The sequence below is a fragment of the Streptococcus moroccensis genome, from assembly GCF_030812835.1.
Lineage (GTDB): Bacteria > Bacillota > Bacilli > Lactobacillales > Streptococcaceae > Streptococcus > Streptococcus moroccensis.
Genome location: NZ_JAUSTM010000022.1, coordinates 1 through 22,575, shown reverse-complemented (window position 1 = coordinate 22,575; position 22,575 = coordinate 1). Strand labels below are relative to the sequence as shown.

Genomic DNA, 22,575 nt, shown 5'->3' with positions numbered 1-22,575 from the left:
ATAAAAATCTAGTTTTTGGCTAGATTTTTATTTTTTTCAAAAAAATTTTTTCGTTAAAAAATGGCCACTTTCCTTCATATTTAATACCCTAGTTCTATGGAATCGTTTTCGTGATTAAAGAGAGCTCCGACCAAGCTCTCTTCATTTTCTACTCCCACAATCCATTAAAAATATGTTAAAATAGTAAACAGATGGTTTTAATTAATAAAATTAAAATACACTAAGAAAGGGAGGGAGTTTATGGCAAACGCAACATTACAGATGATGCAAGAAATCGAAGCTGAAGCACAAGCCGTCTTGGATACTTATGAGCAAGAGATTGCTCGTTTGAAAGATGCTGCGGATCAGCAACTAGCTGTTATTGGTCAAGAGTATGACCATGAAACGAAGCAACAGATTGATGCCTTACAGTCATCTGCAGATGAAGAAATTCAGAAATTGCGTCAAGAAATTCAAGCGACGATTGCTCAAAATGAGACAGCTGTTCGCGAGGCTTTGACCGATAAGAAGGATGACTTGGTTCAAGCCATTGTAGATAAGGTGGTAGCAAACTATGGCCATTAGTCAAATGCAGAAGCTATCGCTGATTTTACCGAAAGAACAGTTAGATGATGTCTTGCTTTCCATGCAAACCCTGCGCCATGTGGAAGTTCGCGATTTAAGCCAAGATGAGCTCTGGCAGGAAGCTTTAGAGCAAAATCATGTTCACATGACACCAGTGACGCCTTATGACAAGGCGGATGCGACGCATCTAGAAGGTGAAGAAGCCCTAGCTTACTTTATGAAACGTCAGTATAAACTTGAGGCTGCTATTCAACAGCTAAAAAGTTTTTTACCCCAACAATCCTTCTGGGAGAGTATGCGGCAGAAAAAGCGTGAAGACACCTTTGATGCTGTCGAATCTCAAGGACGGATGAGTCTAGAAGAAAATCTATTAAAGCAAGTTCGTGCTCTCTTTAGGGAACATGGGCAGTTGAAAGAACAAATTGAAAAGATTGCCCTTAGTCAAGAAAACCTCGCCAAATGGAAGGGTCTCGAGACGACTCCCAAAGAGCTGTCTCAATTTAAGCATATTAGGGCTTTAGTCGGGACAATACCAAATACAGAAGATAATGGTTATCTCAATGCTCTTAAGGAAACGGAAGGATTAGATTTTCAAGAAGTTTTTCGAACGGATACAGAGTACGGTGTTATTTTGTTCCTCCATCCTCAGGGAGAGCATGGTCGGATAAATTTAGATGACTTTTTATTTAAGCCATTCGACTATCCTTATGAGGAGCCTCCTCATCTTCATTTAGAAGAATTAGCCAGTGCCAAAAGCGATTTTGAAGCACGCACTTCTGAAATCGAAAGTCAGCTTCGTGACGCACAAGGGCAAATGGAACAATTGGAAAACGAATTGGAAATGGTAACCAACCGTTATGCCCGTGAAGAGGCAAAGAAACAACTGGCTTCTAGTCAATACTTAGTTGCAATTGAAGGCTGGATTGAGTCTTCTGAACTGAGTCACTTCAAGCAGCAGTTGTTTAAAAAGCATGGGGAAACAGTTTATATCAAAGAAACGGATATTAACATGTCCGAAGATGATCTGACTGAAGTTCCCATTAAGTTGGTCAATCATCCCTTGGTTGAACCTTTTGAGCTGATTACAGAAATGTACTCACTGCCTAAATATAACGAAAAAGATCCAACACCCTATTTAGCACCGTTTTACTTTACCTTTTTTGGAATGATGGTTGCTGACCTTGGGTATGGCTTATTGATGTTTATCTTAACAGGCCTTGCTTTAAAATTATTTGAATTTGAACCAGGAATGAAGAGATTCCTGAAATTCTTTAATGCTTTGGGTGTCTCCGTCAGTATTTGGGGATTGATTTACGGGTCCTTCTTTGCTTACGAATTAGCCATTCAGCTGATTAGCACGACAGATGATGTCATGACCATACTGATCCTATCAGTAGCCTTTGGTTTTGTGACGGTCTTAACAGGTCTCTATCTAGGTGGTCGTCAGAAAATGCGGATTAAAGATTATGCTGAAGCCTATAATTCAGGGTTTGCTTGGTGTTTAATCTTAATTGGAATTTTGCTCTTTGCCTTAGGTAAGATGATTCCAGCTATGGCCGTCTTCGCACCTATTGGACAATGGTTGGCGATCCTAAATGCAATCGGTATTCTAGTGGTCTCTATCATTCAGGCCAAAGGTTTGGGTGGTCTCGGTTCTGGTTTGTTTAATCTCTATAATATTTCAAGTTATGTTGGTGATTTGGTCAGCTTTACACGCTTGATGGCCTTAGGCTTATCAGGAGCTAGTATTGGGCTTGCCTTTAACTTGATTGTTGGGCTCTTGCCTGGCATATCACGTTGGACAATTGGGATTTTACTGTTCATCTTGCTTCATGCGATTAACATTTTCTTATCCTTGTTATCCGCATACGTTCATGGGGCCCGTCTCATGTTCGTTGAGTTCTTCGGTAAGTTTTATGAGGGAGGCGGTCGTGCCTTCAATCCTTTAAAACCAGCTGAAAAATATTTTACTATCAAAAAAGTTCATTTGGAGGACAAATAAATGGAAAACTTAGCTTCATATTTCTCACAGTACGGTGGTGCATTCTTTGCTAGCCTGGGTATTGCTTTAGCCGTATCATTTAGTGGTATGGGTTCTGCTTATGGTGTTGGTAAGGCTGGTCAAGCAGCAGCAGCACTTTTGAAAGAGCAACCTGAAAAATTCGCACAAGCGCTTATTTTACAACTTTTGCCAGGTACCCAAGGACTTTATGGGTTCGTTATCGGTATCTTGATTTGGTTGCAATTAACGCCTGAAATGCCTTTAGAAAATGGTGTAGCCTACTTCTTTGTGGCTTTACCAATTGCTATTGTAGGTTACTTCTCTGCCAAACACCAAGGGAATGTTGCCGTAGCTGGTATGCAAATCTTGGCGAAACGTCCAGAGGAATTCATGAAAGGTGCTATCCTATCTGCCATGGTAGAAACCTATGCCATCTTGGCCTTCGTTGTATCCTTCATCTTGACCCTCCGTGTGGGTTAATCGCTTTAGCCTAATAGAAAAGGAGGGCCTGACATGTCTGATATGACAGGACTAAAAGCATCTGTCTTGGAGCAGTCTCATGAAAAAGGCCGCCTCAATTTAGCAGCTGCTAAAGAAAAAATCCAAGCGGATTTTGAAAAGAAGAAAGAACATTTGATTTTTGAAAAAGAGAGTGTTCGTAAACAGCGTTTAGGGGATATCGCGCGTCGTAAACAACGTGATGTTCAGCAATTAGAAAACCAAGCCCGTCAATCGAGCTTGGTGACTAAACAAGAAGTCTTAAAAGAATTGTTTACAGCTGCTCAAACGAAAATGGCAGACTGGCCGGAAGCAAGTCAGGTTTCATTTTTTGGAACGCTTGTCGCTGGTTATAATACTCCAGTAACCGTCCAGGTTGGCCAATTGACAGCAGATAAATTTTCGGAAACAACTTGGCAAGAACTTGCAAGTAAGTATCCTCAAGTAACCTTTGCTTCAGAACGTGTTCTGGGAGAAGCTGGATTTCTATTTTCCGATGGAAAAGTTGATGACAATTACCTCTATAGCACTCTTGTAGATGAAATTTGGGAATCTGAAAGTTACCGTTTGGCTTCTGAAATTTTCCAAGCAGAATAGGAGGTGCTTCATATGGATGCAAGCCTATTTTCTCAAATCAATACCGCTATCAGTGTTCGTGAAGCAAGAATGGTCACGAAAGAGCAATTTGATCAATTATTGACAGCCGATGATCGTGACCGTCTCGTCATTGCACTCCAAGATACGGATTATCAATTGGATAAGGAAACTCTTGCTGATCCTAACGCTATTGAAGACGTTTTGATGAAACATCTGGCTGAAGAATATCGTTTTGCTTTTGAAGAAACACCAGTTGAAGAAATTGTACAGTTGTTTGCTCTACGCTACACTTATCATAATTTAAAGGTGTTATTAAAAGCCCGTGCTACCGGTCAAGAATTAAATGGTCTCTTGTTACCAATTGGTCGCTATTCGAAAGATATCTTAGATCATTTGGTCACCACATTAACAAGTGAAGTTTGTCCAGAAGTAATGGTTGAAGAAGTAGCAGCAACCTGGTCAGACTATCAGGATTACCGAGATATACGTGTTCTTGATATTGGAATGGACATGGCCTATTTTAAGCATTTAAATGCTTTAGCAGAGCAAATTGACGTTCCAGAATTAACAGCTTATGTAGCCTTGACGGTTGACTTCTATAATGTTATCACGGTCAAACGTGGTCTTAATTTGGAAAAACCACGAAGTTTCATGCGTCAACTTTTATCTGAAGATGCCATGTTAAAAGCTAGAGAATACCTTAAATTATACGAAGAAGGAAGCCTTCTATCGTGGTTTAACCAACTCTATCCTAATAGTATGGATCCAGCGACAAAACCATATGAAACAAGGCTAGCTCAAAGCGATATTTCTGCTGTAGAGTTGGAATATCTAATGGATGTTCTACGTTTTCAAGTCTTAGATCAAGGACGGTTTGAAACTCAGGGTCCTCTGCCACTAGCTCGATACATTTGGGGTAAGGAACTTGAGGTGAAAAATCTACGCCTAATCCTAACAGGACGTAGTAATGAACTGGACTCAGAACTCTTAAAAGAAAGGATGCGACCTGTCTATGGCCAGTAAAACTTACAAAATTGGTATCGTAGGAAATCGTGACGCTATCTTGCCTTTTAGGATGATTGGATTTGAAACCTTTCCAGTGACTGATCCTCAACAGGCTATTAACACTTTAAGGATGTTGGCCCGTGATGATTTTGGGATTATTTACCTGACAGAGGACATTGCAGCAGAAATTCCAGATACGATTAGCTACTACGATAGTCTATTAACGCCAGCTGTTATCTTGCTTCCAACTCACAAAGGAAGTCTTGGTCTTGGTCTTCAACGTGTTCAAGATAATGTTGAAAAAGCAGTTGGTCAAAATATCTTATAACAAAAATGAGTCATTCCATTTTGATGGAGATCTCATACCTTATTGAATTGAATTAGGTCTAAAAACCTAGTGAAAAAGATAAACTTCCTCGGGTGTTACACCCAGCGTCAGTTTCCTACTTTCCTACGGTTTTCTATACGGCCTCATATCTTATTTGAACTGAATTCGGCCTAAAAACCTAGTGAAAAAGATAAACTTCCTCGGGTGTCTCACCCATCGTCAGTTTCCTATTTTCCTACGGTTTTCTATACGGCCTCATATCTTATACAAGGAGGGGAAAACTTGAGCCAAGGTAAAATTATTAAAGTTTCAGGTCCCTTAGTTATTGCTTCGGGCATGCAGGAAGCCAATATTCAAGACATTTGCCGTGTTGGTGATTTGGGCTTGATTGGTGAAATTATTGAAATGCGTCGCGATGAAGCGTCCATTCAGGTTTATGAAGAAACTTCTGGCCTTCGTCCAGGCGAACCAGTTATTACAACTGGTAATCCACTTTCCGTAGAATTGGGTCCTGGTCTGATTGCTCAGATGTTCGATGGGATTCAACGCCCATTGGAAAGTTTTAAAGATGTTACCAATTCGGATTTCTTGATTCGTGGTGTCGACTTACCAAACTTGAACCGCGAAACCAAATGGTCATTTAAACCGACGCTTGCTGTCGGGGATCAAGTCGTTGCTGGAGATATTCTAGGAACGGTTCAGGAAACAGAAGTGGTTGAACACCGTATTATGGTTCCTTATCAAGTTGAAGGAACTATCACTAGCATTTCAGAGGGTGACTTCACTGTTGATGAAGTTATATATGAAATTGCGCAATCCAATGGTCAAACTTATCAAGGGACTTTGATGCAGAAATGGCCGGTTCGTCGTGGTCGTCCAATTGCTCAGAAATTAATCCCTGTAGAGCCTATGGTGACTGGTCAGCGGGTTATTGACACCTTCTTCCCAGTGACGAAAGGTGGCGCTGCAGCTGTCCCTGGTCCATTTGGTGCCGGTAAAACAGTCGTTCAGCACCAAATCGCAAAATTTGCGAACGTCGATATCGTTATCTATGTTGGTTGTGGCGAACGTGGGAATGAGATGACTGACGTTCTGAATGAGTTTCCAGAGTTGATTGACCCTGCAACTGGTCAATCTATTATGGCGCGTACGGTCTTAATTGCCAATACGTCTAACATGCCGGTAGCGGCCCGTGAGGCGTCTATCTATACTGGTATTACAATTGCGGAATATTTCCGTGATATGGGTTATAACGTTGCTATCATGGCGGACTCAACCTCACGTTGGGCAGAGGCACTGCGTGAAATGTCAGGACGTCTGGAAGAAATGCCAGGGGATGAAGGTTATCCAGCATACTTAGGTAGCCGAATCGCCGAGTATTACGAACGTGCTGGTCGTGTTGTTACCCTTGGTAGTGAAGGTCGTGAAGGAACGGTTACAGCTATTGGTGCGGTATCTCCTCCAGGGGGGGATATTTCAGAACCTGTCACACAAAATACGCTTCGTATTGTTAAGGTCTTCTGGGGACTTGATGCACCGCTTGCGCAACGTCGTCACTTCCCGGCCATCAACTGGCTCAGCTCTTACTCGCTTTATCTTGATGAGATTGGTCAGTACATTAACCAACGTGAAAACATGCAGTGGGCTGAGAAGGTCACAAAGGCTATGAATATCCTCCAAAAGGAAAGTGAATTGGAAGAAATTGTTCGTCTGGTCGGTATTGATTCCCTCTCAGAACGTGATCGTTTGACCATGAATGCTGCGCGTATGATTCGTGAAGACTACTTGCAACAAAATGCCTTTGATGATGTGGATACCTATACATCATTCCGTAAACAAGTTGCTTTGCTGACAAACATCTTGCTCTTTGATGATGAGTCAAACCGTGCTCTTGAATTGGGGGCCTATTTCACTGAGATTATGGATGGTACTGTCGAATTGCGTGACCGTATTGCCCGTAGTAAATTTATCTCTGAAGACCGTATCGAAGAGATTGAAGACTTAGCAGAAAAAATTAAAACAACTCTACATGAAGTTGTCGCAAAAGGAGGGGTGACACATGAAGGTTATTAAAGAATATCGGACCGTCAGTGAAGTTGTTGGCCCCTTGATGATCGTTGATCAGGTCGAAGGAGTCCGTTATAACGAACTTGTTCAAATTAAACTGCATAACGGGGAAACGCGTCAAGGTCAGGTTCTTGAAGTTCAAGAAGACAAGGCTATGGTCCAACTCTTTGAAGGGTCAAGCGGCATCAACCTTGAGCAAGCAAAAGTTCGTTTTACTGGACGTCCTTTGGAATTACCTGTATCAGAGGATATGGTTGGCCGTATCTTTAATGGAATGGGTAAACCGATTGACGGTGGTCCTGACTTGATTCCAGAAAAATTCTTGGATATCGATGGGCAAGCCATTAACCCTGTGGCGCGTGACTATCCGGATGAGTTTATCCAAACAGGTATTTCAGCCATTGACCACTTGAACACGCTTGTTCGTGGCCAAAAATTGCCAGTGTTCTCTGGGTCTGGTCTTCCCCACAAGGAATTGGCCGCTCAGATTGCCCGTCAGGCAACCGTTTTGAACTCAGAAGAGAACTTTGCCGTTGTTTTTGCAGCGATGGGGATTACCTTTGAGGAAGCTGAATTCTTCATGAACGACTTGCGTGAAACTGGAGCCATTGACCGTTCTGTTCTCTTTGTGAACTTGGCTAATGACCCAGCGATTGAGCGTATCGCAACACCGCGTATTGCCTTAACTACTGCTGAATATCTGGCTTATGAAAAAGACATGCACGTGCTTGTTATCATGACTGATATGACGAACTACTGTGAGGCCCTTCGTGAGGTCTCAGCTGCACGTCGTGAGGTTCCAGGTCGTCGTGGTTACCCAGGTTATCTATATACGAACTTGTCAACGCTTTATGAGCGTGCAGGACGCTTGGTAGGTAAAAAAGGCTCAGTGACACAGATTCCAATCTTGTCAATGCCTGAAGATGATATTACGCATCCAATTCCTGACTTGACAGGCTATATCACAGAAGGACAGATTATTTTATCACGTGATCTCTACAATAGTGGTTACCGTCCACCGATTAACGTATTGCCATCCCTTTCTCGTCTTAAAGATAAGGGTTCTGGTGAGGGTAAAACACGTGGAGACCATGCAGCGACTATGAACCAGCTCTTTGCGGCTTATGCCCAAGGGAAACAAGCCAAAGAATTAGCTGTCGTTCTCGGAGAATCTGCCTTGTCTGAAACAGACAAGCTTTACGTGAAATTCACAGATCGTTTCGAAAAAGAGTATATCAACCAAGGTTTCCAAACTAACCGTACCATTCAAGAAACACTTGATTTGGGTTGGGAACTCCTTTCCATCTTGCCTCGTACCGAGTTGAAACGGATTAAGGATGAGATGATTGACCAGTACTTACCATCTGTTGCTGGAGATAATCAGGAAGCATAAGGTTTTCTGAGAGACAGTACACAGGTTATCATCGGGGAAAGCTCCCTCATCTAAAAGGTAAGGAGGTCATAAATGGCACGCTTAAACGTCAAACCGACCCGTATGGAATTAAGTCGTCTAAAAGATCGCTTAAAAACGGCTATTCGTGGTCATAAATTGCTAAAAGACAAGCGTGATGAGTTGATGCGTCGCTTTATCGATTTAATTCGCGAAAACAATCGCCTGCGTCAAGAAGTAGAAGCTGGTATGGTTGGTAGTATGCAAGATTTTGTCTTAGCCAAGTCTTTAGAAAATGACAAAATGGTTGAGCAAATCTTTGCTGTTCCTACCAAAACTGTAGATCTTCATATTGAAACAGAGAACATCATGAGTGTTAATGTTCCTCGGATGCACATTAATGTCAATAACCCCTACGGGGACGATGATGGTGATGTGGTCTACAGTTATTTGGCTTCAAACTCTCAAATGGATGCTGCCATTGAGCAGATTGAAGATTCTCTTCATAAGCTCTTACGTTTGGCTGAGATTGAAAAATCTTGCCAATTAATGGCTGACGAAATCGAAAAAACACGTCGCCGTGTAAACGGCTTGGAATATTCAACCATTCCGCAATTACAAGAAACTATTCATTACATTGAGATGAAACTCGAAGAAGCAGAACGTGCAAATGTCGTTCGCATGATGAAAGTTAAAGATATGGGATAGCCTGTTGGCTATCTCTTTTTTGTGGTAACGAGGTCTTTCCTATAGTATTATTGAAAAACATTCGGGAATCACAGAAAAATTATTAGTATTTTCAGAAAATATTGACATTAACAAGAACTTTAGATATAATGAGAATTAATTCAAAAAAGGGGGAAATTATGCAAAAAGTAACATTAATTCCAGGTGATGGGATTGGGCCAGAAATCGCCGAATCTTTAAAGGAGATTTTTGCAGCTGCTAAGGTCCCAATCCAATTTGACCAAGTTGAAGCTGGTCAAGCCATTTTAGACCAAACTGGTTCATTAGTTCCAGACAATGTTTATCAGAAAATAGAAGAAAACAAAATTGCTATAAAAGGTCCTATTACAACCCCGATTGGCCAAGGATTTAGAAGTATCAATGTTTCTTTACGAAAGAAATATGACCTATATGCAAATGTTCGACCAGTTAAAAGTATCCCTGGTCTGACGACAAGATATCAAGATATTGATTTGGTCATTTTTCGTGAAAATACAGAAGGTCTCTATATTGGTGAGGAGCACTATGAAACGGATGACCACAATAGTGCTGTTGCGATCAAAAGAATCACAAAACAAGGCAGTGAACGTATTGTAAAATCGGCTTTTGAACATGCTAAAAAGCATGGACAAACAAAAGTAACAGTTGTCCATAAGGCTAATATCTTAAAACTAACGGATGGTTTGTTTTTAGAAACTGCTAGAGAAGTCGCAACATCTTATCCAAATATCACCATGGAAGAGCTTATTGTGGATAATATGTGTCTACAGCTGGTAACCCATCCAGAGCGCTTTCAGGTCATCGTGACGATGAATCTATATGGTGATATTCTATCTGACCTTTGTGCAGGATTAGTAGGAGGATTAGGGATAGCACCAGGTGCTAATTTGGGCGATGATTTAGCTATTTTTGAAGCTGTCCATGGTTCAGCACCTGACATTGCTGGTCAAGATAAGGCTAATCCACTAGCGCTTATCTATTCAGGAATTAACATGCTTGATTACATGGGATTGTCAGATTATGCTCGTCAGATCGAAAATGCTGTTTTAAAAACAGTTTCTCAGCCTGAACATCGAACAGCTGATTTAGGTGGACAGTTGGCAACGAGTGCCTTTACCCAAAAAGTCATCAATTACCTTTAAACGTAACACCATAAAAGAGGTAAAATTGGTTGTCGAAAAAAACTCGTAAAGATTTCCTTAGATTTAGAAATGCATTATCTCAGTTATTACAATCATAAGCGTAGATATTTTAAGTTACTCAGATTTAAAATATCGTTGAGGCCGTTTAATAGTGTTGGATAATTATTCAACCAAGGGATAACATTTGCGAGTTCAGAATGTTACATCGAAAGAATAGGAGTATTTGAATGCAGTTAGCACTTATCGGATTTTTAATGTTAATCACCATCATTTTCCTGCTGTTTAAAGGGAAAGTGACACCGATGGTCGTTTTTATCACCGTCCCAACAATCGCTGCTTTTTTAGCAGGATTCAATATCGAAGAAGTCGTTAGTTTTATTGAAAGTGGTATTGGTACCGTTAGTAATATGGCGATTCTCTTTATCTTCTCAGTAACCTTTTTTGGTGTCTTAGCAGATACTGGGATGTTTGATGCAGTTGTTAATCGACTGGTCAAAAAATCTCAGGATCATATCGTTTTAGTTGCAGTTGTTACAGCAATCGTTGCTGTTTTTTCTCACCTTGATGGGGCAACTGTTACAACAGTACTAATTACTGTCCCAGCCCTTTTGCCTCTGTATCAGAAGTTAAATATTCGCCCTCAATTGCTAATTTTAATTACCGCTTGCGGTATGGGTGTCATGAACTTATTACCATGGGGAGGTCCGGTCGCGCGTGCTGCTGCAGTTCTTGGAATGGAAGCCAATGACCTTTGGAAGTTATTGATTCCAATACAGATTTTAGGGGTGTTCATGACAATTGGACTAGCAGTTATCATGATATTGAGAGAGAAGAAGCATTATCAAGCTCAAAACGAAGTATTAGTTGTTAATGACTCTACAGAAGAGCAAATGGAAACGTTAGAAAATCCTTTACACCGGCCTAAACTAATCTGGTTCAACTTCCTCTTAACCTTGGTAGTTCTTCTTGTACTGCTTTGGGATAAATTTCCAGCTTATTTCGTCTTTATGTGGGGTTGTGCTTTAGCACTCATGATTAACTATCCTAATGTTAAGGATCAAAAAGAACGGATCAAAGCTCATGCTGCAGCAGCACTGGATGTTTCTGCGGTAATGCTTGCAGCAGGTATTATGGTTGGGATTTTAGGACAAAGTGGCATGTTAGAAGCGATGGCTATTCCTTTACTGAAAATCATTCCACCTTTCTTAGCCAAACACCTTCATCTTATTATGGGAGTCCTAGGATTCCCATTAGGAACAATGCTTGGAACAGATTCTTATTTCTATGGCCTGATGCCCTTGGCTATTGAAATCGGTGAAAATTACAGCATTTCACCTTTAGCCATGGGAACTGCCATGCTGATTACGAAAAACCTTTCCTTGCTAATCAGTCCGATGGTACCAGCAACCTACTTAGCAACCGCCTTAGCAGGAGTAGAGCTCAAAGAACACATCCGTTATAGTTTTATTCCATTATGGATTGTTGGGATTCTCATGTTAGTATTTAGCCTCCTCATAGGGCTAGTTGCCTAAGGGTTACCAATGGGAAGCAAAAAAGCTTAACCGTTTTTCCAATGTTACTTGGAAAAAGCGATTAAGCTTTTTGTTTTGATCAAAGACAATTATTAAGGATTGGAAGTGGACGAGTTACTGCTCTCTTCTAAAGAGCTAGATTCCTCGGTTTCTGAACTAGATTCAGAGGTTTCTGGGTCTTCTTTAGGTTCAAATTGTTCAGGATGTAGGGCTTTATAAGTCGGAGCATTGAAGAGGTCTATGGTTGACTTGTTGCCGTTCTGACTATAAAGGCTGGTTGAAGCACTACCGAGCTCTTTTTCAAGAGTCAGCTCCTGTTCAAGAGAATTTTGGTAAGAAATCTTACTCATGTCTAATTTCTCGAGACCACTATCTTTGTAAAAGCGTAATAAATCCCCTGTTTGAATAGCATCTGAGATAGACAACTGAAGAGTTGTAGCATCTCTTGCTTCTTGAATGGCTTCTGTCGTGCTTTCATCAGGAACTGTAATTTCTTCACCAGATTCAGTGTAATAATTACGACCTCCATAACTTGTATAAGTAGGAGTAATAAAGTAACCAGAGGTTCGGAGCGCCACCACTTGATTATGGTCTGGTGATAGGGCATCCTGACCAACTTGGAGATACCTGGCAGAATCGATGCCCAATAAATGCAACAAGGTTGGCAAGGCATCAACTTGGCCAGCATAGGTGTCAATGATTTTACCATTGGTTATTCCAGGAATATGGATCATATACGGAACGCGCTGTAACATAGCGTTATCATATGGGGACCAGGTTTCGGAATTTTCCCCAATTAATGGAGCTAGGCTTGGATTCCTAGAATTGGAAATGCCATAGTGATCCCCATAAAGGATGATGATTGAATTATCGTATAATCCTGTCTCTTTGAGATAATTGAAGAAGGCTTCAACAGCTGCATCTAAGTAGTTTGCTGTTGCGAAGTAGCCGTTTATGGTTTCATCTTCAGTTTCAGCCAGAGGAAATCCAACCTCGTCGCCTACTAAACTTGTTGTATAAGGGTAGTGATTAGACACTGTGATGTATTTGGTGTAGAACGGTTGTTGGAGATGTTCCAAGTACTCAATGGAGTCTTTTAGCATGACCTTATCATTTAGGCCGTATTGGAAGGAATTTTCACTCGTTTGTTTCGAAAAGTAAGACGCATCAAAAAAGTATTGGTAGCCCCATTGCTTATATGTTTGATTTCTATTCCAAAATGTTCCAGCATTGCCATGAAAGACTGCACTGCTGTATCCTTCTAATTGCGAGAGGATATTGGGAGCAGCAACTTGAGTGTTAGTACCTCCGTAGGTCACCATAAAGGAACCTTGTGACAAACCAAAGAGTCCTGTATCGAGAAGTGTTTCGGAATCAGACGTTTTACCAGCCTTCACCTGGTTGAAAAAGTTTGAAAAAGATAGAGTTTGCTCTGAGTGGTAAAGAGAATTTAAGAAAGGAGTGACTTCGTAAGATTCTCCCTCACTTTCCAACTGATAGTCAATCAAAAATTGTTGAAAACTCTCCAAATGGACATAGATGACGTTACGACCTTTTGCAATGCCATAATAATCTGGATTGGGTTTAGCGTAATTTTCTGAAACATAAGCTTCAACTGGAACAAGGTCCTCCTCTGTAGCCCCTGCCCGATCTTGCCTTGCACTATAGGTCTGATTAGCACTATAGGCTAAGAAGGCATTTGGTCCTAAGGCTCTTACGATATAACTATTAGAGAAGCCTCGGCTTAATAATTCAGGGCGATCAATTTCAGCTAAAAAGAGATTGACTGAAAATAGCATAACGGAAAGAGCGGTAACAGCAAAGCTCGACCTCTTATCCAAAGGTCGCTCGTCTGCAGTGATTTTCTTCTTATAAATGAGATAACCAAATAAAAAGAAATCAAAAAGAAAGATTAGGTCAACGAAGCGAAACAGCTTTAGCGCGGCTTCCCCTAGTCCAGCAGAGACACTAGAGGATGCTAACATCGTGTTCACCGTAATAAAATCACTAAACTCTCTAAAATAAATCACATTTGAAAAGAGCCATGCAAAGATTAAAGTGTACAGTAGCGAAACGGTGATATAAAATACTTTGGTATTCTTAATATAGAGGGTTAATCCTAATAAAAATAGGGTTGTCGCCACTGGACTTATAAGGGCGATAAAATGCTGGTATATGCCTCCAAGATCTAAATCAAAGACAAAATAATAGGCAATGACTGTTTTTAACCAAATCAAAAAGACAAGGCTTAGAACTAATCCGAGTCTCGTACTGATAAATTGCCTTAAGTTTTTAAAAAAAGTTTTCACAATACTGTCCTTATCACATCTTTTTCCTAAAATCTTAATTTCTCTTTTAAAATTATAACATATTTTGAAAAAATGACTAAGATTCACCTATGTTTTGAGAAAATAGGGAGATTTTGATATACTTCTAAATATGAAGAAAATTAGCTTGAGGCAAGGCGCTGAACGGAAGCTATTAAATGGGATTCATTTGATAGATTCCAAAGATATTGCTGACCAATCCCTAGACAATGCTTGGGTAGAGATCCGAAATGTTAAGGGAGAATTTTTAGGTATCGGTTACCTCTCTCAGCAAAACAAAGGTGGCGGCTGGGTCGTCAGTCGACAACCTGTTAAAATAGATGCCCAATTTTATGAAACGTTATTTAGTCAAGCTTGGGGAAAAAGGCAATCGTACCATGATGATCAAGCGACTACGGCCTACCGTTTGTTTAACCAAGACGGTGATGGTCTTGGTGGATTGTCCATAGATCTCTATGGTGAATATTCAGTCTTTTCATGGTATAATGAGTTTATCTATAGCCAAAGAGACTTGATTATTAAGGCCTTTCATAAAGCAATTCCTCAAGTAAAAGGAAGTTACGAAAAAATACGCTTCAAAGGACCAGATCATGATAGTCGGCATATTTTTGGTCAAGAGGCTCCTGAGACCTTTTTAATTTTGGAAAATGGGGTGTCTTATCAAGTTTTCTTAAACGATGGCTTGATGACTGGGATATTCTTAGATCAACATGAAGTGAGAGCTCGTCTAGTAGACGGTCTTGCTTCTGGGAAAAAGGTTCTTAATCTCTTTTCTTACACAGCAGCATTCTCAGTGGCTGCTGCTATGGGGGGTGCCGCCGAAACGACTTCGGTCGATTTAGCAAAACGAAGCAGAGAATTATCGCAAGCTCATTTTGAAGCTAATGGATTAGATTTAGTGAATCACCGATTAGTCGTGATGGATGTGTTTTCTTATTTTAAGTATGCTAAACGGCATGACTTAACATTTGATGTTATCATCTTAGATCCACCGAGTTTTGCCCGCAACAACAAAAAGACATTTTCAGTTGCTAAAGATTACCACAAGTTAGTTGAGGAAAGTTTAGAAATATTGCAAGCAGGAGGACTTATCATAGCCTCCACAAACGCTTCTAATCTAAGCTTAAAGAAATTTAAAGAGCAAATAGAAAAAGGATTTGGTGAACGCTCACATGATTATGTGGCTCTTCATCAATTACCTTATGATTTTCAAACGAATAAAAAAGACGAAAGCAGTAACTACTTAAAAGTATTTACCATTAGGACTTAAACCATGCAAATTGTTGTACCAATTATGCCAACATCACTTGAAGAAATTGAACAAATTGATTTATCACGTTATGAACAAGCAGATTTGATTGAATGGCGAGCAGATTACCTACCTAAAGAAGAGATATTACGTGTGGCTCCAGCAGTATTTGAAAAGTTTGTGGGTCGAGAAGTCATTTTTACGCTAAGAACGGCAAGAGAAGGTGGGCATATTGTCATAGACGCTCAAGCCTATGTTGACTTACTTAAGGAAATTAACCAATTGTACCAACCTGATTATCTTGACTTTGAATATTTCTCCTATCGAGAAGTATTTGATCAAATGCTTGATTGTTCAAACTTGGTGTTAAGTTACCATAATTTTGAAAAGACTCCTGATAACTTAATGGAAATCATGTCTGACATGACATCCTTGGCTCCTAAAATGGTTAAATTAGCAGTAACACCAAATCGTGAACAGGATGTTTTGGAGTTAATGAACTTTACGCGTGGATTTAAGGGATTAAACCCAGAACAAGATTTCGCGACCATGTCCATGGGAAAACTGGGCCGTATCACACGTTTCTCATCCATATTGACTGGTTCTTCATGGACATTTGCTTGTGTAGATGAGCCTTCAGCTCCAGGACAGGTTGATTTGCGAGATATGGTTAAAATTAGAGATATACTGAATGAAGATTAATGGCTATACGAGAATGGCAGCGGTGGTGGCTAATCCTATAAAGCATAGTTTGTCACCTATGATTCATAATACTGCCTTTGATGAGACAGGTTGTAATGGTGTTTATGTGGCTTGGGAAATTACTGAGGATGACTTGCAGGCTACGGTTGAAAACATCCGTCGATATGATATGTTTGGCATTAACCTTTCGATGCCTTATAAAACGGCTGTGATTCCATACCTGGATGAGCTCAGTCCTGAAGCTAAATTAATTGGAGCCGTCAATACAGTTGTCAATAAGAATGGTCATTTAATTGGATACAGTACTGATGGAGCAGGTTTCTTTGCAAGCCTCGGTGATTTTAAGATTAAAGATCAGGAACTGGTCATTATCGGAGCAGGTGGGGCAGGATTGTCCATTATCGCTCAAGCTGCTCTAGATGGAGCTAAAGCTATTCACATTTATTGTCGTAGTCAATCTGTTGAAAAAGTTTGGACTAGGGTGAGGTTAATCAGTGAAGAGACAAAAGTTTCAATCACAGTGACCTCATTAGATGATGTGACGAGTATGCAAAAAGACATTCAATCGTCGTCGCTTTTGGTCAACGCCTCTAGCCTTGGCATGGATGGTACTAGTAACCCTCTTTCAAATGACATTAAGCTCCCCAAAAGTATTATTGTTGCAGATGTGATTTATCAACCTTTTGAAACAGTTTTGCTAAAGCGGGCGAAACAAGAAGGGCTTTTGACCATCAATGGTTTAGGAATGTTGCTTCATCAGGCAGCCCTAGCCTTTGAACTTTGGACGAATTACCCGATGCCAGTCAATCGTATCTGGCCTTTATTAGAAGATTTAGTCAAGAAGGGTTCTAGGAAAGAATCCTAGGGTCTTTCTCTCTAGTTGCTGTCATAAGCAATGGTGATAGGATGAGTGATTGCGAAGCAAACGCTTTTTAAGGTATTACCATCGATCTTGAAATCTGTAAAAGGAGATTCTTTATGAAAGTGTCTGTTAATCTACCTCAACACCCATACGATATTTTAATCGAAAAAGGAAGTATTTCAGCATCTGGAGCTTGGGCGTCAAACCTTTGGACCCCTCAAAAGGTCGTTATCATAACAGATAGCCATGTTGGTGACTTGTATGCTGATCAAGTAAAGGAAAGCTTTGAAGCATCTGGTTTTGAAGTTGCCGTCTTTACTTTCCAAGAAGGAGAAGCTCAGAAAAACTTGGTCACAGTTAACCAAGCCTATGAATTTCTCGTTAAAGTTGGTTTGACCCGTTCGGATGGAATAGTTGCGCTTGGTGGAGGGGTTGTCGGAGACTTAGCTGGTTTTGTAGCGTCGACTTATATGCGTGGCATTCATTTCCTTCAAATCGCGACTAGTTTGACAGCCCAAGTCGACTCCTCTATAGGAGGGAAGACGGGAGTTAACACGCCTTTTGCCAAAAATATGGTGGGGACCTTTGCTCAGCCAGATGGAGTTTTGATAGATCCAGAAGTCTTAAAAACACTGGGTCAACGGGAACTTATTGAAGGCATGGGCGAAGTCATCAAGTATGGTCTGATTGCAGATATCGCCCTCTGGGAACTCTTGGAAAGCCTTTCGGGTCCTGAAGATATCCTGGATAACGCGGAGGAACTTATCTACCATTCGTGCCAGGTTAAACGCCAACATGTGGTGGAAGATGAGCTTGATAATGGTATTCGCCTCTATCTCAACTTTGGCCATACAATTGGTCATGCTATTGAGCAAACGGCTGGCTATGGCAAAGTCATGCACGGGGAAGCTGTAGCTATCGGTATGGTTCAAATTGCTAGAGTGGCAGAGAAAAAAGGCCTGATGCCAGCTGGTATCACGGAGAAGATTATAGCTATGTGTGCGAAATTTGGCTTGCCGATTGACCATGAACCGTGGGATCCTGAAGCCCTCTACAATGCTTTGGTCCATGACAAGAAAGCCAGAGGTAGTCAGATAAAGACCGTCATTGTCCCTGAACTTGGACGTGCTAGCCTTAATGTGGTTGACCTTGAAGAAATGAAAGAGTATTTGGAGAAATAGATGAGATATTTAACGGCTGGGGAGTCACACGGCCCCCGTTTAACGGCGATTATTGAAGGTGTTCCTGCAGGACTACCATTGACTGCTGAAGACATTAATGTCGAACTCAAGCGCCGCCAAGGTGGCTATGGCCGTGGTGGTCGGATGAAGATTGAAAGCGATCAGGTCGAAATCACCTCAGGGGTTCGCCATGGTTTGACAATGGGTGGTCCGATCACTTTAAATGTTACGAACAAAGACCATGAAAAATGGCTAGACATCATGTCAGTTGAGGATATCGAGGACAAGCTAAAAACAAAGCGTAAAATTACAAAACCACGTCCCGGTCATGCTGATTTGGTTGGTGGGATGAAGTACCGCTTTAGCGATTTACGTAATTCCTTAGAACGCTCATCAGCGCGTGAAACGACCATGCGGGTAGCTGTTGGTGCAGTTGCAAAGCGTCTACTGGAAGAAATCGGTGTTGAAGTTGCTAGCCATATTGTCACCTTTGGTGGGATTGAGGTCGATGTTCCAGATGGTTTAACTGTCCGTCAAATCAAGGAATTAGCTGCTCAATCCGAAGTCTCTATTGTCAATCAAGACCGGGAAGAAGAGATAAAAGCCTATATTGACCAGATTAAGAAAGATGGCGATACCATTGGAGGAGTCATTGAGTGTGTGGTCGGTGGTGTGCCAGTTGGGTTAGGCTCCTTCGTCCAGTGGGACAAAAAGTTGGATGCTAAATTGGCTCAGGGCGTCGTCTCCATCAATGCCTTCAAGGGGGTTGAATTTGGTGTTGGTTTTAAGGCAGGCCAGCTTAAAGGCAGTCAAATCATGGATGAAATCCTCTGGTCAGAGCAGGATGGCTATACGCGTAGAACCAATAATCTTGGCGGTTTTGAAGGTGGGATGACAAATGGTGAGCCGTTAGTGATCCGTGGAGTCATGAAACCTATTCCAACTCTTTACAAGCCACTGATGAGTGTTGATATTGCAACGCATGAACCTTACAAGGCAACAGTTGAACGATCTGACCCTACGGCTGTTCCAGCTGCAGCAGTCGTGATGGAATCCGTTGTGGCTACTGTTCTGGCGACAGAGGTTTTGGACAAATTTTCTTCTGATAACCTAGAAGAATTAAAGGCTGCAGTTGCAACCCATGCGGCTTATGTGAAAGAGTTTTAACATGACGAAAACCATATACATCGCAGGACTGGGCTTGATTGGAGGGTCCATAGCGCTTGGGATTAAGCGGGATCACCCAGATTATAAGATACTAGGGTATAACCGTGGAGAAGTGTCACGCCAAATTGCCTTGGAACGGGGAATGGTTGATGAAGCGACGGATGACTTTGCTGCGTTTGCCCCATTGGCGGATGTCATTATTCTAGCTGTGCCTATCGAACAAACTCTGGATTTTTTGGACATTCTGGCAGGTCTTGTCCTTAAGCCAAATGTTCTGATCACAGACGCTGGGTCGACGAAGTTGACTATCGTCGAAAAGGCAGACCGGGTTTTAGATCCTAAAAAAGTCCGTTTTATCGGGAGTCACCCCATGGCTGGTAGTCATAAATCAGGTGCTCAGGCTGCAGATGTCAATTTATTTGAAAATGCCTATTATATCCTAACACCGTCAGCTCTAACGGTAGAGAGTGCTATTTCAGAATTACAGGATGTTTTATCGGGGCTTCATGTTCGATTTACTCTGATGGATGCCGGGGAGCATGATCAAGTAACCAGTCAAGTTAGTCATTTTCCCCATGTCCTGGCTTCAAGCCTCATGCTTCAAGCAGGTGATTATCGTGAGCGCTATTCCATGACCCAGCATTTAGCAGCTGGTGGTTTTAGGGACATGACCCGTATTGCGGAATCTGAGCCAGGCATGTGGACCAGTATCTTGGCGACCAACCAAGATGCCATATTAGAACGGATAGAGGATTTTAAGAACAGATTAGACGCTGTAGCTCAAATGATTGTGCATAGAGATCAAGTCGCTCTCTGGAACTTTTTCCATCAAGGTAGCCAAATCCGTAAGGAAATGGAAATCCACAGGCGAGGTGGCGTAGACAGTTTTTACGATCTTTATGTCAACATCCCTGATGAAGAAGATGAAGTTTTAAAAATCATGGAATTGTTACGCGGGACCTCACTTATGAATCTGCGGATCAATGAAGAAAACCGTGAAGATATTCACGGAATTTTACAGATTACCTTTAAAACACAGGCGGATCAAATTCGTTCTAAAGAAATTATTGAAAAAGCGACGGATTATCAAGTATTTATTGATTAAAGCTCTATAAACAAAGGAGAAAATAATGTCAGAAAACATTTACGATTTGGCTAACGGCTTGGAACGTGCTCTTCGCCAATTGCCTGAATACAAAGCAGTAGCAGAAGCTAAAGCTGAGATTGATCAAAATTCGGAAGCTAGTTCCCTCTTTAAAGAATACACCGATTTTCAGGGAGAATTGCAAACCTTGATGCAGACTGGACAAGCTCCTAGTCAAGAGTTGCAAGAAAAAATGCAAGGCATGAGTCAAAAGTTACAGACTAATCCAGTTGTCGCTGAATATTTCGCGAAACAGCAACAATTATCAGTATATCTTGCTGATATCGAACGCATCATTTTTGCTCCCTTACAAGATTTAATTTAAGGGATATTATTAAAAATTTTAAAAAAATCGACCGGACAATTGACCGGTCGATTTCTTTCTAGTTATATTTCAAGGAATATCTGATGCTTTTAGACACCATAGTATAAACTTTCTGTGGCGAATTGAGGCTCGCTTGTTACCATGATGCCGAGATCACGGAAGATTTCCTCATCGGCTTTTGGAAGAATAGCGCTACTGTGAGCTTGTAAATTGCGGAGCTTTTCGACCTGAAGAAGGGCTGCCTCTGCGGAAGGATTGGTCACTGCTGAGATACTTAAGGCAATTAAGGCTTCCTTACAATCTAAAATCTTGTTGTCGTTTTTCAGTTTTTCATGATTCAGCTTATTGATTGTGTCGAGGATGACTGGTGGCATCAGGTGGAGGTCTTCACCAATGTTAGCCATTTCTTTTAATGCATTTAAGAGACAGGCAGCAGCAGAAGTCATTGTAGAGCTACGTTTTCCTGTCACCAGACGCCCATCTTCTAACTGAATAGAAACAACAGGTACCTTGATTTCTTGACTGCGATTTAAAGCGGCTGCAACAACTGGTCTATCATCAGAACTTAAACCCATCTCATCCATGATGAGTTTTCCTCGTTGTGCTGCTTCTAAGCTGGTTGTTCCTTTTTTATAATCACACTGAAGCGCATAATAACGCCGGATAATTTCTTGTTTAGCCGCTTCTTGAACAATAGCGTCATCAATGATAGCATAACCGACACGATTGACGCCCATATCTGTAGGAGAGTAATATGGGATATCCGCGCCATTAATTTTTGTCAAGATCCGACGTAACAAAGGAAAAGCCTCAATATCTCGATTGTAATTGATGGTTGTGATGCCATATTTTTCTAAATGGTAAGGGTCAACGAGGTTAATATCTTCTAAATCAGCTGTTGCTGACTCGTAGGCAACGTTGACGGGATGTTTAAGAGGTAGGTTCCAAACAGGGAAGGTTTCGAATTTAGCATAGCCAGCTTTGCGACCGCGTTGCACTTCATGGTAAAGCTGACTGAGACAGGTTGCTAATTTGCCACTATTGGCTCCTGGAGCTGTGACAATTACAAGGGGTTTGGTTGTCTCAATGTACTCATTTTTACCATAGCCGTTTTCACTGACGATAGTATCCACATCAAAAGGATAACCTTCTGTGTGACCATGCGTATACACTTTAATGCCATGGCGTTCCAGTTTTGTTTTAAATTGGCTTGCTGCAGGCTGACCAGAAAATCGTGTAATCAATACACTATTAATCTGCAAGTCCCAATAACGAAGATCATCAATCATGCGTAACAAATCACGATCATAAGTGATGCCAAGATCTCCACGGACCTTGTTAGATTCCAAATCTCCGGCATAAATACAAATGATAATTTCCGCCTGATCCCGCAACTTGTGGAGAAGTTTTACTTTTCCATCTGGATCGAAGCCAGGTAACACACGCATGGCGTGAAAGTCACCGATTAACTTACCACCAAATTCCAAATACAATTTTTCATGGGCATTGACGCGTTCCATGATAAACTGACTTTGTTCTTCGAGGTACTTTTCACTATCAAATCCTTTTTGCATAACGACCTTCCTTTCTTCATAAAAGAATAGTTTACTCTTTTTTCTAAAAAAAATCCACTAAAAACCGACATTGTAACTCATCTTATTAAATCTTCATGAAAACGAAAGTTCTAAAATGGAGTTAGCCACTTTCTAGTTGAGAAAAAAGTATACAAAAACACCTCAGAGAGATATAATGTAGTTCACCACAAAC

20 protein-coding genes are annotated in these 22,575 nt (G+C 41.1%); 18 read left to right on the top strand and 2 right to left on the bottom strand.

The features are described from left to right. Positions 1–240: 240 nt before the first annotated feature. From J2S23_RS09280 to J2S23_RS09230, 11 genes are all read left to right on the top strand, one after another. The gene (locus J2S23_RS09280; protein WP_307122446.1) at positions 241–564 is read left to right on the top strand and encodes a hypothetical protein; all 324 of its coding nucleotides are present in this window, start codon (positions 241–243) and stop codon (positions 562–564) included. Then, entirely contained in the window at positions 554–2,566 is a 2,013-nt protein-coding gene (locus J2S23_RS09275) for a V-type ATP synthase subunit I (RefSeq protein WP_307122445.1), read from the top strand. Before J2S23_RS09280 ends, J2S23_RS09275 begins: the two co-directional genes overlap by 11 nt. After that, positions 2,567–3,046 carry a V-type ATP synthase subunit K gene (locus tag J2S23_RS09270; RefSeq protein WP_307122444.1) on the top strand — a complete coding sequence of 160 codons (480 nt, stop codon included), beginning with the start codon at positions 2,567–2,569 and terminating at the stop codon, positions 3,044–3,046. A 33-nt stretch (positions 3,047–3,079) separates the two neighbouring features. Beyond that, complete coding sequence (locus tag J2S23_RS09265; protein ID WP_307122443.1) at positions 3,080–3,661, top strand: V-type ATP synthase subunit E family protein; 582 nt, start codon at positions 3,080–3,082, stop codon at positions 3,659–3,661. A 12-nt stretch (positions 3,662–3,673) separates the two neighbouring features. Continuing rightward, positions 3,674–4,684 carry a V-type ATPase subunit gene (locus tag J2S23_RS09260; RefSeq protein ID WP_307122442.1) on the top strand — a complete coding sequence of 337 codons (1,011 nt, stop codon included), beginning with the start codon at positions 3,674–3,676 and terminating at the stop codon, positions 4,682–4,684. Beyond that, entirely contained in the window at positions 4,674–4,994 is a 321-nt protein-coding gene (locus J2S23_RS09255; RefSeq protein WP_307122441.1) for a V-type ATP synthase subunit F, read from the top strand. The genes J2S23_RS09260 and J2S23_RS09255 overlap by 11 nt, the downstream gene beginning before the upstream one ends. 282 nt (positions 4,995–5,276) lie before the next feature. Next, on the top strand, positions 5,277–7,067 hold the full coding sequence (locus J2S23_RS09250; RefSeq protein ID WP_307122440.1) for a V-type ATP synthase subunit A: 1,791 nt from the start codon (positions 5,277–5,279) through the stop codon (positions 7,065–7,067). Further along, positions 7,054–8,454 carry a V-type ATP synthase subunit B gene (locus J2S23_RS09245; RefSeq protein WP_307122439.1) on the top strand — a complete coding sequence of 467 codons (1,401 nt, stop codon included), beginning with the start codon at positions 7,054–7,056 and terminating at the stop codon, positions 8,452–8,454. Before J2S23_RS09250 ends, J2S23_RS09245 begins: the two co-directional genes overlap by 14 nt. Before the next feature lie 72 nt (positions 8,455–8,526). Continuing rightward, positions 8,527–9,159 (top strand): V-type ATP synthase subunit D, encoded by a 633-nt coding sequence (locus J2S23_RS09240; RefSeq protein ID WP_307122438.1) that lies wholly within the window; start codon positions 8,527–8,529, stop codon positions 9,157–9,159. Positions 9,160–9,317: 158 nt separating this feature from the next. Beyond that, a complete protein-coding gene (locus J2S23_RS09235) occupies positions 9,318–10,319 on the top strand; it encodes an isocitrate/isopropylmalate dehydrogenase family protein (RefSeq protein ID WP_307122437.1) in 1,002 nt (333 codons plus the stop codon). 227 nt (positions 10,320–10,546) lie between these two features. Continuing rightward, positions 10,547–11,851: a CitMHS family transporter gene (locus J2S23_RS09230; RefSeq protein ID WP_307122436.1), complete on the top strand. Its 1,305-nt coding sequence runs from the start codon at positions 10,547–10,549 to the stop codon at positions 11,849–11,851. Positions 11,852–11,943: 92 nt separating this feature from the next. Here the strand turns inward: J2S23_RS09230 and J2S23_RS09225 are convergent, their stop codons facing one another. Then, positions 11,944–14,160: an LTA synthase family protein gene (locus tag J2S23_RS09225; RefSeq protein ID WP_307122435.1), complete on the bottom strand. Its 2,217-nt coding sequence runs from the start codon at positions 14,158–14,160 to the stop codon at positions 11,944–11,946. Positions 14,161–14,290: 130 nt separating this feature from the next. Here J2S23_RS09225 and J2S23_RS09220 point away from each other — a divergent pair, with 130 nt between their 5' ends. From J2S23_RS09220 to J2S23_RS09190, 7 genes are all read left to right on the top strand, one after another. Then, positions 14,291–15,448, top strand: a complete 1,158-nt coding sequence (locus J2S23_RS09220) for a class I SAM-dependent rRNA methyltransferase (RefSeq protein ID WP_307122434.1) — start codon at positions 14,291–14,293, stop codon at positions 15,446–15,448. A gap of 3 nt (positions 15,449–15,451) precedes the next feature. After that, a complete protein-coding gene (aroD, locus tag J2S23_RS09215; protein WP_307122433.1) occupies positions 15,452–16,129 on the top strand; it encodes a type I 3-dehydroquinate dehydratase in 678 nt (225 codons plus the stop codon). Further along, entirely contained in the window at positions 16,119–16,994 is an 876-nt protein-coding gene (locus tag J2S23_RS09210) for a shikimate dehydrogenase (RefSeq protein WP_307122432.1), read from the top strand. Before aroD ends, J2S23_RS09210 begins: the two co-directional genes overlap by 11 nt. Before the next feature lie 113 nt (positions 16,995–17,107). Next, positions 17,108–18,172: a 3-dehydroquinate synthase gene (aroB, locus tag J2S23_RS09205; protein WP_307122431.1), complete on the top strand. Its 1,065-nt coding sequence runs from the start codon at positions 17,108–17,110 to the stop codon at positions 18,170–18,172. Continuing rightward, entirely contained in the window at positions 18,173–19,339 is a 1,167-nt protein-coding gene (gene aroC / locus J2S23_RS09200; RefSeq protein ID WP_307122430.1) for a chorismate synthase, read from the top strand. Position 19,340: 1 nt separating this feature from the next. Next, entirely contained in the window at positions 19,341–20,444 is a 1,104-nt protein-coding gene (locus J2S23_RS09195) for a prephenate dehydrogenase (RefSeq protein WP_307122429.1), read from the top strand. A gap of 25 nt (positions 20,445–20,469) precedes the next feature. Continuing rightward, positions 20,470–20,808 (top strand): YlbF/YmcA family competence regulator, encoded by a 339-nt coding sequence (locus J2S23_RS09190; RefSeq protein WP_307122428.1) that lies wholly within the window; start codon positions 20,470–20,472, stop codon positions 20,806–20,808. Between the two features lie 89 nt (positions 20,809–20,897). Here the strand turns inward: J2S23_RS09190 and J2S23_RS09185 are convergent, their stop codons facing one another. Beyond that, entirely contained in the window at positions 20,898–22,382 is a 1,485-nt protein-coding gene (locus J2S23_RS09185) for a DUF1846 domain-containing protein (protein ID WP_307122427.1), read from the bottom strand. Between the last annotated feature and the right edge of the window lie 193 nt (positions 22,383–22,575).